Source organism: Paraburkholderia monticola (genome assembly GCF_001580545.1).
GTDB lineage: Bacteria > Pseudomonadota > Gammaproteobacteria > Burkholderiales > Burkholderiaceae > Paraburkholderia > Paraburkholderia monticola.
The window spans coordinates 116,206-132,202 of sequence record NZ_LRBG01000038.1; the positions used below are offsets into that span (position 1 = coordinate 116,206).

Annotated in this window: 11 protein-coding genes; 7 read left to right on the forward strand and 4 right to left on the reverse strand. The window is 62.5% G+C overall.

Features of this window, described 5'->3' with window-relative positions; genetic code table 11:
• Position 1: 1 nt before the first annotated feature.
• Both CI15_RS28015 and CI15_RS28020 read left to right on the forward strand, forming a co-directional pair.
• The gene (locus CI15_RS28015) at positions 2–3,844 is read left to right on the forward strand and encodes an SIR2 family protein (RefSeq protein WP_153041215.1); all 3,843 of its coding nucleotides are present in this window, start codon (positions 2–4) and stop codon (positions 3,842–3,844) included.
• A gap of 224 nt (positions 3,845–4,068) precedes the next feature.
• The gene (locus CI15_RS28020) at positions 4,069–5,253 is read left to right on the forward strand and encodes a thiolase family protein (RefSeq protein ID WP_062134520.1); all 1,185 of its coding nucleotides are present in this window, start codon (positions 4,069–4,071) and stop codon (positions 5,251–5,253) included.
• A gap of 204 nt (positions 5,254–5,457) precedes the next feature.
• On the opposite strand, the gene CI15_RS28025 is transcribed toward CI15_RS28020, so the two are convergent.
• Both CI15_RS28025 and CI15_RS28030 read right to left on the reverse strand, forming a co-directional pair.
• Positions 5,458–6,390: a hypothetical protein gene (locus CI15_RS28025; protein ID WP_062134523.1), complete on the reverse strand. Its 933-nt coding sequence runs from the start codon at positions 6,388–6,390 to the stop codon at positions 5,458–5,460.
• 230 nt (positions 6,391–6,620) lie between these two features.
• Complete coding sequence (locus CI15_RS28030; protein ID WP_062134527.1) at positions 6,621–7,664, reverse strand: AraC family transcriptional regulator; 1,044 nt, start codon at positions 7,662–7,664, stop codon at positions 6,621–6,623.
• A gap of 391 nt (positions 7,665–8,055) precedes the next feature.
• Here CI15_RS28030 and CI15_RS37410 point away from each other — a divergent pair, with 391 nt between their 5' ends.
• Complete coding sequence (locus tag CI15_RS37410) at positions 8,056–8,220, forward strand: hypothetical protein (protein WP_162842065.1); 165 nt, start codon at positions 8,056–8,058, stop codon at positions 8,218–8,220.
• Positions 8,221–8,237: 17 nt separating this feature from the next.
• On the opposite strand, the gene CI15_RS28035 is transcribed toward CI15_RS37410, so the two are convergent.
• Complete coding sequence (locus CI15_RS28035) at positions 8,238–9,446, reverse strand: polysaccharide pyruvyl transferase family protein (protein ID WP_062134529.1); 1,209 nt, start codon at positions 9,444–9,446, stop codon at positions 8,238–8,240.
• 146 nt (positions 9,447–9,592) lie between these two features.
• Here CI15_RS28035 and CI15_RS28040 point away from each other — a divergent pair, with 146 nt between their 5' ends.
• The 4 genes from CI15_RS28040 to CI15_RS28055 all read left to right on the forward strand — a co-directional run bounded on the left by CI15_RS28040 (position 9,593) and on the right by CI15_RS28055 (position 14,536).
• On the forward strand, positions 9,593–11,275 hold the full coding sequence (locus CI15_RS28040) for a long-chain-fatty-acid--CoA ligase (protein ID WP_153041216.1): 1,683 nt from the start codon (positions 9,593–9,595) through the stop codon (positions 11,273–11,275).
• A 127-nt stretch (positions 11,276–11,402) separates the two neighbouring features.
• Complete coding sequence (locus tag CI15_RS28045) at positions 11,403–12,395, forward strand: zinc-dependent alcohol dehydrogenase family protein (RefSeq protein ID WP_062134537.1); 993 nt, start codon at positions 11,403–11,405, stop codon at positions 12,393–12,395.
• A 48-nt stretch (positions 12,396–12,443) separates the two neighbouring features.
• A complete protein-coding gene (locus CI15_RS28050; protein ID WP_062134539.1) occupies positions 12,444–13,121 on the forward strand; it encodes a heavy metal response regulator transcription factor in 678 nt (225 codons plus the stop codon).
• Positions 13,121–14,536, forward strand: a complete 1,416-nt coding sequence (locus CI15_RS28055; RefSeq protein ID WP_062134542.1) for a heavy metal sensor histidine kinase — start codon at positions 13,121–13,123, stop codon at positions 14,534–14,536. Before CI15_RS28050 ends, CI15_RS28055 begins: the two co-directional genes overlap by 1 nt.
• Here CI15_RS28055 and CI15_RS28060 read toward each other — a convergent pair.
• Positions 14,511–15,989 carry an efflux transporter outer membrane subunit gene (locus CI15_RS28060; protein ID WP_062134545.1) on the reverse strand — a complete coding sequence of 493 codons (1,479 nt, stop codon included), beginning with the start codon at positions 15,987–15,989 and terminating at the stop codon, positions 14,511–14,513. The two genes, CI15_RS28055 and CI15_RS28060, sit on opposite strands and share 26 nt — an antisense overlap.
• Positions 15,990–15,997: the final 8 nt, after the last annotated feature.

Here is a 15,997-nt window from a genome sequence, read left to right on the forward strand (position 1 = left end):
CGTGAATACACCGTCTGACGCTGCTAATGAGGCCAATCCTGCGCCTCGGGCACTGCTCGATGCGTTGCATGCAGGCAAGGTCGTCGTTGTGGCAGGAGCGGGGATCTCGATGCTGCAACCATCGAACTTGCCGAGCTGGTGGGGCTTCAATCAGACGCTGCTCGAGTCGATGAAGCAACAGGTTCACAGTCTGTTGCCGGAAGACGAACGAAACCTGCTGGATAAGCTTTCGCTCGAAAAGGGCATACCCGTTGTCGCATTCTCGGATCTCGTCGTGCGAACTTTTGCGGGCGGTGCTTATTTCCCGCTGCTGAAGGTGCTGGAGAGTGCGAAGCCGAACGCAAACCATCGAGCGCTCGCGTGGCTCGCCGGCACCGGGCGCATCAAGGACATTGTCACGCTGAACTTCGACTCGCTCACCGAGCGCGCGTTTCGCGAAGCCGGAGAAGCGCTGGAAGTGCTGGTGCGCAGCGAAGACTATGGTGTGTTCAGCGCGAGAAGCCGTGCGTCCGCGCGGCTTCACAAGATCCACGGTTCGGTGACCGACACGCAGACGCTGGTCGATACGGTCAGCCAGAAGGCGAGCGGACTGTCGGCGGCCCGTCGCAGCGTATTGGAGCAGCTCTTTAGTGAATGTCATGTGCTGCTGATCGGCTTTTCCGGTGCGGACCTGGATTTCGATCTCGACTATCTGCCGCTACGGCATAGTCTGGCCAGTGGTTTGGGCTTCACCTGGCTCTACCGCAAGGGGAGTCGGCCGCCGGATGTTGGCGCGCAGATCACGTCGGACCCCAGTCATTTTCTGGAAGCGAATCTGCCTGACGTTTTCCGGATGCTCGGTGTCGATGAGACGCTGCTGGTCGTGCCGGAGCGTGATCCAGGCGCAGGCAACGCGTCATCCCTTCGTGAGGAGATCGAGGCATGGACATGCGGCATGACCGTCGGCCCGTGGGCCTGCGCGGCGCTCTGTTTGCGGCTGATGCACGAGATGATGTATCGGGATGACGCGGCGCGTTTCGAAGCATTGCTGGTGGAGGCCTTCGATCGCGAGGCTGCCACCGGGTACTTTCACGTCAGTGTGGGCGCCGCGATGCGTCAATTGTCGGTCGCGTGCCTGGAGCGTCTGGACTTTGCCGGTTGCCGCGCGTGGGGCGAAAGGGAACTCGGCTTCCATCAGGCATTGATCGAGCCTTTGGTCAAAGTCAATCGCTTGTCGCCGGAAGCCCGCACTGAATATCTGCGCAATACGGCGAGCGTTTTCATCAATCTCGCGAATGCATGGCACAGTGAATCGGACGACGAGGAGCATCGGCGCGAGGCATTGCGGATGCTCGAGCTTGCGCGTGAACGAGCTTCGGAACTCAACGATGCCGAACTGCTTGCGCTGATCGAGATGCGTCATGCGAAACTGGCCTCGAATTCGCTGGATGACAAACTCGCGCATCTGCGCGCAGCCCGTCGTCATGCGCAACCGGTGGGCGCAAGCCTTACGGTGCTGGAAACGCTGTTGTTGGAGGCGGGCGCGTTGATGCGCGTGTCCGAACTCGACCTCGCGCAGATGCGGCTCGACGAAGCCAGGCAGATTCTCGTGTACACGGTGCGCAAGTCATTGGTCTGGCGGCACGCGATGCTTAGCGCGGAATTGTCCGCGCGTCGCGGCGAGCTTGATCGCACGTTCGAAGTACTTAAGCAACTGATCGATGAACCGTGGCTCGACTTCGAAACGAGGCTTGCCACTGGCCGAGAAATGCTGAGGCTGCTTGGAAATAAAGCCTCGCTCCGAGCGTCCTTACTCCTGCAGATTGACGCGAGCTTTCCTGAATCGCTGGATGGCAACGATCTTACGAAGCGAGAAGGCGAGTCGCTCGCGTCGATCCGCTCCGGGTGCAAAGCGATTGCGGGTGTCACCGAAGACTTCGAGCCATGGTTTCTGATTCAGCCGCGCCCCGATCAGCCGGGCGAGGCACGCATGCGCTACGTGCTTGCGGGGGCCGAGTACACCGGGAATGTCGTGCTCGTTCTACAGGCATTGGACGCGTTGTGCAGACTCTTTCACCAGCGAGGCTCGATCGAGCGTCTCACCGATCTCGCGCAGGCATTGCGCGAGCGAGCGTCGCGAAGCAAGAATACGCACTACGAAATCGGGGGCGCCAACTTTCTGGGCATTGCACTCGAGTATCAAGGGCGTATCGCCGAGGCCGCGCAAGCCTATGAGCGCACCATTGCGGACCTCGAACAGCGGGGCGAGGGTGATAGCACCGGCGCTCATATGCTGCGCTCGAATTTCGCTCGCGTGCTCGGGCATGACGATGCCGAAGCAAATCGGGCGATCGCGCTGTTCGAGAGCTCGCGGCAGGCGCAACGCCGTCTCGGTGACTGGGATAACTATATGACGTCGACGGTGAATCAGGCGCGTCTGCTTTGTCAGTTGCAACGCAACGACGAAGCGATTGAACTTCTGACCGCGCATATCGAGCTGACTGATAAATCGAGCCTGCCGAACGCGCGGGAAAGGCTCATTGCGCTGATCGAGTCGATGAGACGTGGCGAGCGCACGCGCGACACGCGTTTGCGCAGCGCATCGGTCGAGCGTTCTTCGTGGAACGATTTGCTGAAACAGCACGAACAGGATGACGATACAGAGGAAACTGCGCCGCGAATGGCCACTCGCGCAATGGCCGCTTATGAGGACGGACGACGCGACGACGCATTGCGCCTCAACAAAGCCGCGCGCGAGATCTACGCCCGTGCGAACGACAAGATCGGCGAATCGCGTTGCTGGAACAATCTGGCGGAGATTCACGCGCGCGAAGCTCAGTGGGACGAAGCAGCACGCGCCGCGCAACGGGCGCACGACTTGAGGGAGGCCGGCGGCGACGTCGCGGGGCAAATCAAGACGCTGTCCAATCTGATGGAATACCTGCTGCGCGGGAATCGTCCAGAGGACGCGTATCAATCAGGCAAGCGCTTGCTGGCACTTGCGGGGCCAGGTATGCGCATGTGGGAAGTGGCAAAAGCCCGCGTTTGCCTGATCGACGCAGCATTGAAGACCGACCGGCTTGCCGAGGCGGAGCGCATGCTTCCGGACGCGGTCGAAGCGCTCACGGCCGTGGAACACTCCGCGCGCGGCGAAATGCTCGAACGGATAGGAAGGTATCGGCAACTGCTCGAAGAGATACGAGCCGCGCCAAAGCGGGATGATGCACGGGTCGGCGCGGCGGCGATGCAGGCTATCGAGCTGGCGCGGCAGCAATCTCAGGACGCCGCGACCCGTACGCTCACGGCCGCGCTGAATGAGGCCACCAATTCAATTGATCAGGCGACCTTGCACGGTGAAATGGGCAACCGGTTGGCGAAGACCGATCCGCAAGCAGCGCAAATGCACTATGAGCAATCGCGGGCGCTCTACGAGGCGGCGGGACACAGCGGCATGGCGTGGTACGCGCGTTGTATCGCCGAACGGATGCGGGTCGATCAAGGCGCCGATCCTGACGCATTGTTGAAATTCGCGGATGAGTGCCCCGTGACGACGGTCAAGCTGAATGCGCTTGCTGCATATGGCGGCGTGCTGCTGCGCGAATATGAAGAAGTGGAAGTGTATAGCGACGCAGCCGTCGATGCGGTCAGCCGACGCATCGAGGAAGCGCTCAGTCTGTTCGACACGGAGCCTGAACAGTTGGGACAGACCGCATTGCAGCTCACGTATATCTACATGATGAAAGAGGATTTGCCGGCGGCACGTCGCACACTGGAGCGCGCTCGAGTGTGGCTCGTGCGTGCCAATTCGACGTATCTGAACGACCTGGAGGTGGTCGATCGGCAACTACGGGAGGAGGGGGTGTAAGTACTTCGCAGAGCGGACGGGAGTGCATACAGATGTCGAATATTGACGCTTTCAACAACACTGAATTTCAAATCTACGCCTTTGGGTGGTTTGACTTGGTGCATATGCACAATTAAGCTGTCTTGTATCTCGCAGAGAAGCGCGACAGGTCGACTTTCTTCATACATGTGCATACGCACTTAAAGAAATCGAGCATAGATGCAACTCAAACCCAAGGAATAGCGATGAATGCACGCGAAGTGATAATTGCCCATCCCGTTCGCACGCCAATTGGCGCTTTCGGTGGATCGTTGAAGGACGTGCCCGCGACGGCGCTTGGTGCGCTCGTCGTGCGAGAAACGTTGCGCCGCGCCGCACTCGATCCGAAAGCGCTGTCTTCGGTGGTGATGGGCAACGTCGTCCAGGCCGGGAACAAGATGAACCCGGCGCGCCAGGCATCCATTGGCGGCGGCGTACCGGTGTCGGTCCCGGCATTGACCGTGAACCGCGTTTGCGGCTCGGGCGCGCAGGCAATCGTTTCGGCGGCGCAGGAAATCGCGCTCGGTTACGGTGACGTGGCGGTCGCGGGGGGCATGGAAAGCATGGAGCGGGCGCCGTATCTGCTGGACACCGCACGCTGGGGCAGCCGCATGGGTAATGCGCAAGTTCACGACAGCATGCTGCGCGACGGTCTTGTCGATGCGTTCTCGGGCGAGCATTCGGGCTGGCATACGGAAGATCTCGTGACGAACACCGACCTGACGCGCCGCGCTCAGGATGAGTGGGCCGCGCGTTCGCAGCAGCGGTTCGCCGCCGCACAGGAACGTGGTGTCTTCGATGCCGAACTGGTTGCCGTCGCGATCGAAGGACGCAAGGGCACCGTGCAGTTTGCGCGCGACGAGCAGCCTCGCCCGGAAACCACAGTGGAAACGCTGGCCAGGCTGCGCCCCGCGTTCCGTCCCGACGGCACGATTACAGCGGGCAATGCGCCCGGTCTGAACAGCGGCGCAGCGGCGATGATCGTTGCCGAGCGAGGCTACGCGGAGGCCAACGATATCGAACCCATCGCGCGCCTTGCGGCGTTCGGCATCGCGGCCGTCGAGCCAGGCATGTTCGGCCTCGGCCCCGTGCCGGCCGTGCAGATCGCGTTGGAGCGAGCCGGCTGGAAACTCACGGATGTCGAGCGTGTCGAGATCAACGAGGCATTCGCCGCCGTGCCGCTCGCGGTTGCGAAGCAGCTCGGCCTCGCACACGACATCATCAATGTGGAAGGCGGGGCGATCGCGCACGGCCATCCGATCGGCGCAACGGGCGCGGTTCTGACCACGCGTCTCGTCCACTCGATGCGCCGTGACGGCTTGAAGCGCGGCATCGTTACGCTGTGCATTGGTGGCGGGCAGGGCATCGCGCTCGCGCTGGAAGTGCTGTAGAGATAGCGGGTCAGGGTTGCTGCATCGTTTTCTTTTGAAAAGGCGCGACGAAGACGATCCGAGTGATCGTCGCGCGCTTCGTGTGCTGCCATCACTCGACTACGAGCGTCGATTTCAATCTCGAGGGATTGCAGCGTGATCCCGCGAACCGCGCATCGCGCGACGCAGCCCACCATCATGTACGCGTTCAATGCGCGGTAACGCTCAATGCAACGTGGCGAGTGCAGCCCGGATACGCATCATCTGCGGTTCAGAGATGAGCCCATTGAGTACTTCGGCGAAGTGGGGGTGATGCATGCCGGAATGAATGTACTGCCACCGATAAGCATGATGGAAATTTGCTTCGATCGACATAGCGTCAGCCTCGCCGACGGCGCGCCCGCAGTTCGCGATGAAATACCGCGAGTCCGCTGCCGCCTGCATGCGCAAGATGCCGTCCAGCGCGCTCACCAGTTCGATGAACTCGTCGACGGCGCTATCGCGCGCCGTATCCGTCAGCAAGGCGTCGTGCCGTTTCCATTCGAGTTCATCGAGGATGGCGTGTTGACTCTCTTCCCTCCAGTGGTACAGAAACACGTTCTTGAACAGTTCGGAAAGCTGATCGTCCGGATGAATGCTCTGGCGGTAGTGAATCTGCGTGAAAAGTTCGATATATAACGTCATGGCCAGCACCGCCCACGTGCTCTTGCCGAGGACCACGGCGGCAATCGCGTCGGGATCGATGTCGAATCGATAACCTGGAGGCAGCGTTTCGCCGATCATTCCTTCGATACGGCGAAACAGCGCCTGGTGTTTGAGCTCTTCGTCGCTGAAGCGTACGAGCGCTTCGAGCGCCACCTGGTCGCCGAGCCAGTAGTCGCGGCTCACTTCCAGCACCTTGGCGTTGATGAACCGCTCGACCAGTCCGAATACGTTCGCGTACGTGCGCCCCTGAATCTGGCTGACGAACCGTTTCTCGCTCTCCGAGAGCATGATGAAGTCCGGCACCAGGGAGAGGCCGTCCGGCAAATACTTCTGGGACATGTCGAAGGTACGGCCTGCAATCACATCACGCTCGATGTCCCAACTGATCATCTTCGAAGCGCGAATGCATCGGGCGTAACGATCGCGATCGGGCAGCCGCAATACTGCGTTCATAGAACTTCTCCCAATATGGACCGCCGTGCGGTCTAGCGTTGAACGTCGATTCACCGGGCAGTGCCAATCGAACGATCTGGCATTCCGGCACGCTCAATTTACGATTGGGAGTCTTGAACTTCTATGATCGAATCGCCAGGCGATATGACTGAAACGCCGTTTCGGCTCGTCGATTACACGCATCCATTCAGAGGATGTTGTCGAGCTAGCACTGCGTCACGCGGTGAAGATCACTGATCGGGATGGGCCGTAACGCTGCCCGTATGTTGCGCGTGCTCCGCTGACGCCGTCACGCCGTTCGTCTTTCCTTTGCTCTTGCGCCAGCCGGCAGGAGGCATGCCGAATTCGCGCCTGAACGCTCGACTGAATGCCGCTTCCGATTCATAGCCAATCTGCTCCGCCACAGCGATGAGCGACTTGCTGCCGATGAGAAGTTCGTGCGCCGCAATCTGCATGCGCCATCTGGCGAGGTATTGCATGGGCGGTTGCCCCAGCAGATCCGTAAAGCGTTGCGCCAGCGCGGAACGCGACAAACCCACTTTGCGAGCCAGTTCATCGACGGTCCACGGATGTGCCGCTTGCGCGTGAAGCAACGAAAGCGCGCGGCCAACATAGCGATCGCGCACGCCGGCGAGCCAGCCGGTCTGGTTCTCAGGTAACGCTTCAATACAGCTACGAATCGCTTCGACGAATAGCAGTTCCGATAGCCTGGCAAGCACGATCGTGCCTCCCGCGCGCGCGTCGGCCGCTTCGGCGGCAGCCAGTTTGAGAGACGACTCGAGCCATGCCGCACGCGGGTCCTCGCGCATATCGATCTTGAAGAGTCGCGGTAGCGATGAGAGCAGCGGATTGCTCAACGTATCGTCGGAGGCCAGAAAGCCGCACACGATGCGCGTCACGGCGCCCCCTCCGCCGTAGGAAAGCGTCATCACTTCGCCGGGTGCTGCCGTCATCTGTCCGGCCAGTAGCGACTCCGACGGCACCGGGGAAAGATCGATCGCGCTGCCAATGATGTGCGTTTCACCCTGAGGCACGACGATCAGTTCGCCGGCATGGACGTGAATAGCCGAACCGGGATCGTCAGCGAGTTGCGCCCAGCAACTCCCCTCTATGATCAGATGATAAGAAACGATGCGCTCGGACGGCGGCAAGTAAGCGGAGCAGAGCGAAGCATCGGTGCGACCGATCATGGCCCACGGCGCGGTGAGTGTCCCGTTCAGAAACACGGCGCCGCTCAGACGAACAGCGCGCAGTACATCGGAGACTGCATCCATGGATAGCTCGCGTGAAATGCGATTTCCCGGGCGATAAACCTGGCAGCCGGTCATTCGTCGTGATGGCCAAGGGCTACATGTTATACCCGCAATCCGGTTCGATGACAGTTTCCTTACGGCCTCAGCTTTCTCGCCGGCCGGCACCGGCAACGCGATGCCTCGATCAGAAGCGGACGATCGGTCAAGAAAGAACGACGCACGGGCAGGACGGCGAGGGCGTGCCCCGCGCAGAGTTCATCACAGGAGGGAACATCACGGATCAGCGTCATCCGTACGTCGCAATCAAGCCTTCCTCGGGATTCTGGAAACCTGGCGCATCACCCAGCTTGCGCGAGTCGGTTCACGCACAGTGACTTACCGATTCGCGCAAATACCATTGCGTGAGATACCGATGAAACGCCTGATAAGCCGTGCGATGTACCACCCGATCATCGCGTTATCCATTTTTTATCTGGCCGACGTGATGCATCACGTCGACTACAGCGTCTCCGGCGCGCTGCTGGTTCTGGCAGCGAAAACGCTCTCGCGGGTATCAAGTCTGTTCAACAAGGGATAGAACGGGGTGCAGAGCGCTTACGTCTGCGGGGGTTGCGCGAATCCTTCCCGATAGCGGGCGGCGAGGCGCGTGGCCGTGCGCTGCAGCAACGCACGGTCGACCGTCAGGGCCTGCAGCATGGCTTCGGAAAGCGCCTCGATGCTCACGCTGCCCGGCACGCATGCCGGCTCCCACGTCGCGGCAAACGCGGACTGTTTCGTCGTCTCGTTCACGCGCGCCGGATGAACGATATTCAGCCGCGGCAAGCCGAACGCCATCGCAACGATCCGTCCATGCAGACTACTGCCCGCATAGCCCTCGGCATAGGCGATCAGTGCGCAGATGTCCCATATGTCCAGCGAGCGGAACAGATGCGTACGCGTGGCATTCATCCGTGCCGCTATCCGCTCATAGCACGCCAGATCGTCATGCCAGGGCGCGGCACCCGCGCGGAAAAAAACGATGCCAAGCCCGCGTTCGTTCGAGACGCGATCGAGTTCGCTCGCAAGCACACCGAGCGTTCGATCGTCGCCGAAATCCGCACTGAACTGCACGGCGATATATCCGTCGGGAAACGCCCTCTGCAAATCCGCCACGCCGCTTCGCTGCTTGCACCCGCGAATGTTCGCGCCGAATAGATCGGCCACCATCACCGCCGGATCGGGAACCAGCCGCGCGTGAATGCCAGCTGCGGCGAGCGCATGCTGGGTGTGGATGTCGCGCACGCTGACGTCGTCGGCTTGCGCGAGCTTCGAAAGGACCTCGGCGCGCATGTCGGGCCTGAGCCGCTCCAGATCGACGCCGCCGACTGCTTGATAAGTGACGCTCGATGCACAGGGAAACATCGCGCGCGAGGCCATGTAGGGGGTAAGCGTGTCGAGACCCGTTAGCGAACGTGCCCACGTGCGCCGTTCGCCGCTGTGTTTGTCCAGTCGCGCGACGATCGCTTGTGCCTGCTCCTGCTCGAGCAGCATCACCGCCGCTTCCCAGTCGCTGCAAGTCAGGATCTCGCCGCCTGGATGCACGATATGCACGCGGTCGTTGCCGCGGCTCGCGGCCAGTTGCGCGAGCGCCTCTACAGCGTGGCCGCCATGGACGCGCATGTCACGCTCCGCGAGCCCGGCGAAGATTACGTCGTCGCATGCAAGCAGCTTCGCCGCGACGTGCGGGAACAGGAGGTCGCCCAGGTTGTGGCGATCGAAGGCGCCGAACACCACGACTGCATCATGTTTGCCTGTGTCTTGCATCACGCTTATGCGCCTCAGGAAAACCGAAGTACGCGGCCTTCATGCAAAGCCGGGGCGTCTGGTAACTCGTAAGATGATCTATAACGTAGTCAGCGGAAAGCTTATCCGCAAGGATCAGGCGATCGCGCTCGTCAACGGAGGAAAGCGTGAAATATTCTCCATTCTGGCCTGATGGCCTCGCGCATCATCTTGCGTCACCACTGCCTTCGCTATACGAGAACCTGGAGACGTCGGCCAGCCGATATCCGGAGAAGACGGCAATTCACTACTACGGCGGAGCATTGAGCTACGCGCAATTGCGGAAGGAGGCCGAGGCGCTGGCCGGCTTTCTGCAGGTTCAATGCGGCATCGCGCACGGCGATCGCGTGGCCCTGTATATGCAGAACAGCGTGCAATACGTGATCGGCTACTACGCAATTCTGCGCGCCAATGCGGTGATCGTGCCGGTGAACCCGATGAACACGACTGCCGAACTGCGTCACCTCATCGAAGACTGCGGTGCCCGGGTCCTGCTGTTGGGCGAGGAACTCTACGAGAATGCCCGCCCCCTTCTCGGCGAGGCGGTCAGCCATGCGATCGTCGCGCGCTATGCCGACTATCTTGGCGATCGTACCGACCTGCCGTTGCCGGCCGTATTGACAGGGGCCGTCGCCGAACTCGATGTCCTCCCCGAATTCTCGGCCGCTCGTGCGCCGCGAGCCGTGCGCTGGCGAGCCGCACTGGCGGCTGCCGAGCAGCCCTCACCGTACGTCGCATCGGGCGAGGACCTCACGGTGATTCCCTACACGTCGGGCACCACCGCGCTGCCGAAAGGATGCATGCACACCAACCGCAGCGCGACGCATGTCGTCGCGGCATCCTTGCAGTGGTGTGATTTGTCGTCTGACACCGTCATCTTGTGCGCGATGCCGATGTTTCATGTCACTGGCATGCAGCAGTGCATGAATGCGGCGATCGCGCTCGGTTCGACGATGGTCGTGATGACGCGATGGGACAGCCGGTGTGCCGCTCTGCTGATCGAGCGCTATCGCGTCGGCTTCTGGATTGCGATATCGACGATGATGGTCGATTTCATGAGCTTGCCGGATCTCGAACGTTTCGACTTGAGTTCCATCGCGCGCCTGGCGGGCGGTGGCGCCGCGATGCCGAAGGCATTGGCACAGCGCATCGAAGCCCGCTTGGGCGTCCCTTATATGGAGGGCTACGGGTTGTCCGAGACCATTTCGGCGACTCACATCAATCCGCCGCGGCGCTGCAAGCTGCAATGCCTTGGCATACCGATACAGGACACTGAATCAATCGTGGTCGATCCCATCACGCTCGAAGTACTTGGTCCGCAGGTCACCGGTGAGATCCTGATCAGCGGCCCGCAATTGTTCAAAGGTTACTGGGGACGCCCCGATGCAACGCGCGACGCTTTCGTCGAAGTCGACGGAATCCGCTATCTGCGCACCGGTGATCTCGGCTATATCGACGAAGACGGTTACTTCTTTTTCGTCGACCGGCTAAAGCGAATGATCAACGTGTCCGGTTATAAGGTATCGCCCGCAGAAGTGGAGACGTTGTTGTTCGGGCACCCTGCGATTCAGGAAGCCTGTGTCGTCGCGACACCCGACGCGCGCAGCGGTCAGGCCGTGAAGGCCTTCGTGGTCGCACGCGCGGGCGCCGACGTTTCGGCAACGCAGATCATCGAATGGGCGCACGAGCATATGGCGTCGTACAAGGTGCCCACGCTCGTTGAATTCGTCGCCGCGCTGCCCCGAACCGGCAGTGGAAAGGTCCAATGGCGACTACTGCAGGACCGTGAAAGTGCGGCTCGTTCCGGGTGAGAGGCAGGTGGACCGCTTCGACACGCGGGTACTTGTAAAAGATTGCAGTATTGCCTCGCGGACCGGGTTCACAAACAATGGTGCCATCGCTCGGCGCTGCCGCCGAGCCCCCATCGAGGAGGACTGTATGACCCGTGTTGTCCGGTTTCATGAATATGGCGATGCGAATGTGCTGCGTATCGAAGACGTCGAGGTGCGGCCGCCCGCTTCGGACGAAATCCAGATCAACGTCAAAGCCATTGGGCTGAACCGCGCCGAAGTCATGTTCCGGTCGGGCCGTTACCTGCAGGAAGCGGTGTTTCCCTCTCAACTCGGCTACGAAGCTGCCGGCTTCGTCAAGGCATTGGGCGCAGAGGTCACCGGCTTTTCTGTCAACGATGCGGTTAGCGTCATCCCGACCCTGGATATGTCGCGCTGGCCCACCTACGGCGAAGTGATCAACATTCCCGCCAGATACGTGGTCAAACATCCGGGCAATGTGAGCTTCGAACAGGCCGCTGCCGCCTGGATGCAATACGTTACCGCGTGGGGCGCGCTGATTGCCCAGGCGAAGCTCAGTGCTGACGATTTCGTCATCGTCTCCGCAGCCTCGAGCAGCGTCGGCATTGCCGCCATCCAGGTCGCGCGAAGCGTGGGTGCCACCGTGATCGCCACCACAAGGTCGAGTGCCAAGGCTCGACCGCTTCTCGATGCAGGGGCTCACCATGTGATCGCGACGTCGGAAGAGGACCTGGCCGCCCGCGTGAAGGCGATCACGGATGGCAAAGGAGCACGCGTCGTCTTCGATCCGATCGGTGGTCCTGCCATCGCGCAACTTGCGGAGTGCATGTCGTTTGGCGGCATCCTGCTGGAGTACGGCGCCCTGAGTACCGAGGAAGGAACGTTCCCGCAGTTCGCGTTGCTCGGCAAATGCCTGACCTTCAAGGGCTATCTCTACATCGAGGTCACGAGCGACGACGCTCTCCTCGCACGCGCGAAGAAGTTCATCAGTGAAGGCCTGGCATCCGGTGCGCTCGTTCCGCTTATCTCGCGGACTTTCAGATTCGACGATATTCAGGAGGCGACGCGCTTCCTTGAATCGAATGAGCAAGTCGGCAAGATCGTGGTCACAGTCGAATAAGCCACGGGCGCATACAATCGAACCGGACCCACTAAAAGTTGAACGGCGATGCGCATTCTTGTGATCGAAGACGAACCGAAGACGGGCAGCTACCTGAAGAAGGGCTTCGAGGAATCCGGCTACGCGGTCGACGTCGCGGCGGACGGCGCGGAAGGCCTGATCCTCGCGAAGGAAGCGGCGTACGACGTGATCGTGCTCGACGTGATGCTGCCTTCCATGGACGGCTGGACGGTGCTCAAGACACTGCGCGCCACCCACACCACGCCCGTGCTGTTCCTCACCGCGCGCGACGACGTGACCGATCGCGTGAAGGGCCTGGAGCTCGGCGGCGACGACTACCTCGTCAAGCCGTTCGCGTTCGTCGAACTGCTCGCGCGGGTGCGCACGCTCGCGAGGCGCGGCCCGCCGCGCGAGAGCGACGTGCTGACGCTCGGCGATCTCGAAGTGGACGTCACGCGCCGGCGCGTGAAGCGCGGCGCCACGCGCATCGAGCTCACGCCGAAGGAATTCTCGCTGCTGCAACTGCTCGTGCGCCGCCACGGCGAAGTGCTCACGCGCACGCAGATCGCCTCGTACGTGTGGGACATGAACTTCGATAGCGACACGAACGTCGTGGAAGTCGCGATTCGCCGGCTGCGCGCCAAAGTAGACGACGAATTTCCCGTCAAGCTGATCCACACGGTGCGCGGCGTGGGCTACGTGGCCGAAATCAGAGAGCCCGCCTGATGGCCGTGCGTTCGCTCACCGCCACCCTTGCGCTGAGTTTCGCCGGCACCACGCTCGCGGTGTTCGCGCTGGTCGGCAGCACGCTTTATTTCACGCTCGGCCGCGAAGTGAAGGCGCAGGACGATCTCGACATCGTCCTGATCTCGCGGCATACGCGCCGCCTCGCGCAGGAGCTGCACAGCGTGCAGGACGTGCGCACTCACGCCGAGCGACTGACGAGCCAGGTGCTCGGCAATTCCCCGCTTTCCATGGAGATACTCGACGCCGCCGGCATGCAGCTGGTCGAGCACAACACGCAGGGCATCGCCGATGCGGGGTTTCCACAGGCCGCGCTCGCGCGACGCCTCGGCTCCACGCAACGCATCACCGAAGGCGACGTGGTGGAGTGGCGCAACGCGCGCGGCGTGCCGGTGCGCGGACTCGCCACGGACGCGGCGCTCACCGACGGGACGCCCGTTACGATCGTCATCGCACGCGACATGACCGACCGCTGGCGGCTGCTCGACCACTATCGCGAGCGGCTTTACGCGTTCGGCTTCGCCGGCATGCTGCTCGCGTTCGTGATGAGCTGGCTGCTCGTGCGCGAGTCGCTGCGCCCGCTGCGCGAAATGGCGGCGCGGGCTGCCACGGTCACGGTCGACCGGCTCGATACGCCGATCGAAATCGAGCATGCGCCAAGCGAGTTGCAAGCGCTGACGAAATCGCTGAACGCGATGCTCGACCGTTTGCACGGCGGCTTCGAGCGCATGTCGCAATACACGGCCGATCTCGCGCATGATATGCGCACGCCGCTCGGCAACCTGCGCGGCGCGACCGAAGTCGCGCTGACCCGCGCGCGCAGCACGGCCGAATACGAGGCGCTGCTCGAATCGAATCTGGAAGAGTGCGACCGGCTTTCCCGCATGATCGAGAGCGTGATCTTTCTTGCGCGCGCGGAACACCCGCAGTTCATGACGACGCTCGCCGAGTTCGACGCCGAGCAGGCACTCGCACAAATCGCCGACTATTTCGAAGGTCTAGCGGACGACGCGAGCGTTCATATTCGCGTCGAAGGCCGGGGGCGTCTGCGCGCGGACAAGGAGCTATTCAGGCGTGCCGTCGGCAACCTGCTCGCCAATGCGCTGCGCTACACGCCGCGCGGCGGCGAGATCACGATGAGCGTTGGCGAGACGCCGGCAGCGGTCGAAGTCACCGTGACGAATCCAGGTGCACCGATCGACGCTGCGCTATTGGAGCGCATCTTCGACCGCTTCTATCGCGCCGACGCTTCGCGCCACAACGAACCGCGCGGGGGCGCGTCGGCCGGACTCGGGCTCGCGATCGTGCGCACCATCATGGGCCTGCATGGCGGCTCGGCACGCGCCGAAAGCGATGCGGCAGGCACGCGCTTCATCCTGACGTTCGCGCGGCCTTAGGCGTTGCACTGAGGTCGGCCAAAGACGCGCGATCCCATCCGCCACCGAGCGCCTCGAGCAGAAGCACACTCGCATCGAGGCGCCGCCCCGCGATCTGCTCTTCGTTGCGCTCGTTCGACAGCGCGATGCTTTGGGCCGTGACCACGTCGAGATAATCCACCGCGCCTGCCTGGTAGCGATTGGTCGTGAGCTTTAGCGAGAGTTGCGCGGCGGCCGTGGCGCGTTGCTGGCTTTCGGCTTCGTCGGCTAGCGTGCTCAGCGCGCTCAGGTTGTCTTCGACCTGCTGGAACGCCGTCAGCACGGTTTGCCGGTAGCCGGCCACCGCCGCGTCGTATTGCGCGTTCGCGCCCTTGAGCGTGGCGTCACGACGGCCGCCGTCGAACAGGGTGCCCGCGAGTTGTGAGCCGAGCGACCAGAACAGGCTCGGCGCCGTGAGCCACGGCGCGAAGAACGTGCTTTCGAACCCGGCCGAAGCGGACAGCGTGAGGTCCGGATAGAAGGCGGCACGCGCCTCGCCGATTCTCGCATTGGCGGCCGCCACGCGCCGCTCGGCTGCGGCAATGTCGGGTCGCCGTTCGAGCAGCGCCGAGGGCATGCCCGCCGGAATCTGCGGCGCGGCGACTGGCTCGACTTGCGCCGGCAGCGCGAACGACGAGGCGGGCACGCCGATCAGCGTCGCGATCGCGTGCTGGCGCTGCGCGCGTTGCACGTCGAGGTCGCTGTCCGCCGTGCGCGCGCTTTCGAGCTGCGTTTGCGCCTGGGCAACGGCGGAGGCGTCGATTGCGCCGTCGGCGAGCTGCTGTTGCACGATGCGTAGTGCGGCGGCGTAGGCCGTCACGGTGTCGTCGAGCAGTCTCTTCTGGCGATCCAGCGTGCGCAAATCGAAGTAGTCCGTGGCAAGCTGGGTCGCGACCGAAAGGCGCACCGACTCGAGATCGGCCGCGCTGGCCTGCGCGTTGGCGTGCGCCTCGACGGTGGCGTCCTTCACGCGGCCGAACAGGTCCGGCTCCCAGCTTGCCGTCACGCCGGTCGAATAGTCGGGCACCGTCTTGCCCGCGAGCGCATGGTCGACGAGATTCTGCGAGGTGCGGTAACGCTGCGCCGAAACGCCAGCCGTGACGGTGGGCGCGTAGCCCGCGCGCTGGTAGTCGATCATCGCACGCGCGGCTTCGAGGTTGGCGACGGCCTGGCGAACGGTCTGGTTCGACACGTCGACGCGCGCTTCGAGCTGGTCGAGTTCGCTATCGCCGAACAGCGTCCACCAGGGGCCGCGCGGGTTGGCATCGGCGGGCGCCGCGACCGCCCAGCCCGAACCGGCCGATTGCGTCGCGTAGTGCGCCGGCACCTCGACCGAGGGCGCGCTGTAGTGCGGCAACGTGGTGCACGCCGCGAGCGACGCCACCGTGCATATGGTGACGATCTTGCGCAATGACGTGAGAGGGCTGTCGAACATGATGGACC

Coding starts and splice junctions, on each gene's coding strand:
- CI15_RS28045 (WP_062134537.1), top strand. CDS start 11,403: ATGACCCGTGTTGTCCGGTTTCATGAATATGGCGATGCGAATGTGCTG.
- CI15_RS28055 (WP_062134542.1), top strand. CDS start 13,121: ATGGCCGTGCGTTCGCTCACCGCCACCCTTGCGCTGAGTTTCGCCGGC.
- CI15_RS37410 (WP_162842065.1), top strand. CDS start 8,056: ATGAAACGCCTGATAAGCCGTGCGATGTACCACCCGATCATCGCGTTA.
- CI15_RS28060 (WP_062134545.1), bottom strand. CDS start 15,989: ATGTTCGACAGCCCTCTCACGTCATTGCGCAAGATCGTCACCATATGC.
- CI15_RS28020 (WP_062134520.1), top strand. CDS start 4,069: ATGAATGCACGCGAAGTGATAATTGCCCATCCCGTTCGCACGCCAATT.
- CI15_RS28030 (WP_062134527.1), bottom strand. CDS start 7,664: ATGGATGCAGTCTCCGATGTACTGCGCGCTGTTCGTCTGAGCGGCGCC.
- CI15_RS28035 (WP_062134529.1), bottom strand. CDS start 9,446: ATGCAAGACACAGGCAAACATGATGCAGTCGTGGTGTTCGGCGCCTTC.
- CI15_RS28050 (WP_062134539.1), top strand. CDS start 12,444: ATGCGCATTCTTGTGATCGAAGACGAACCGAAGACGGGCAGCTACCTG.
- CI15_RS28025 (WP_062134523.1), bottom strand. CDS start 6,390: ATGAACGCAGTATTGCGGCTGCCCGATCGCGATCGTTACGCCCGATGC.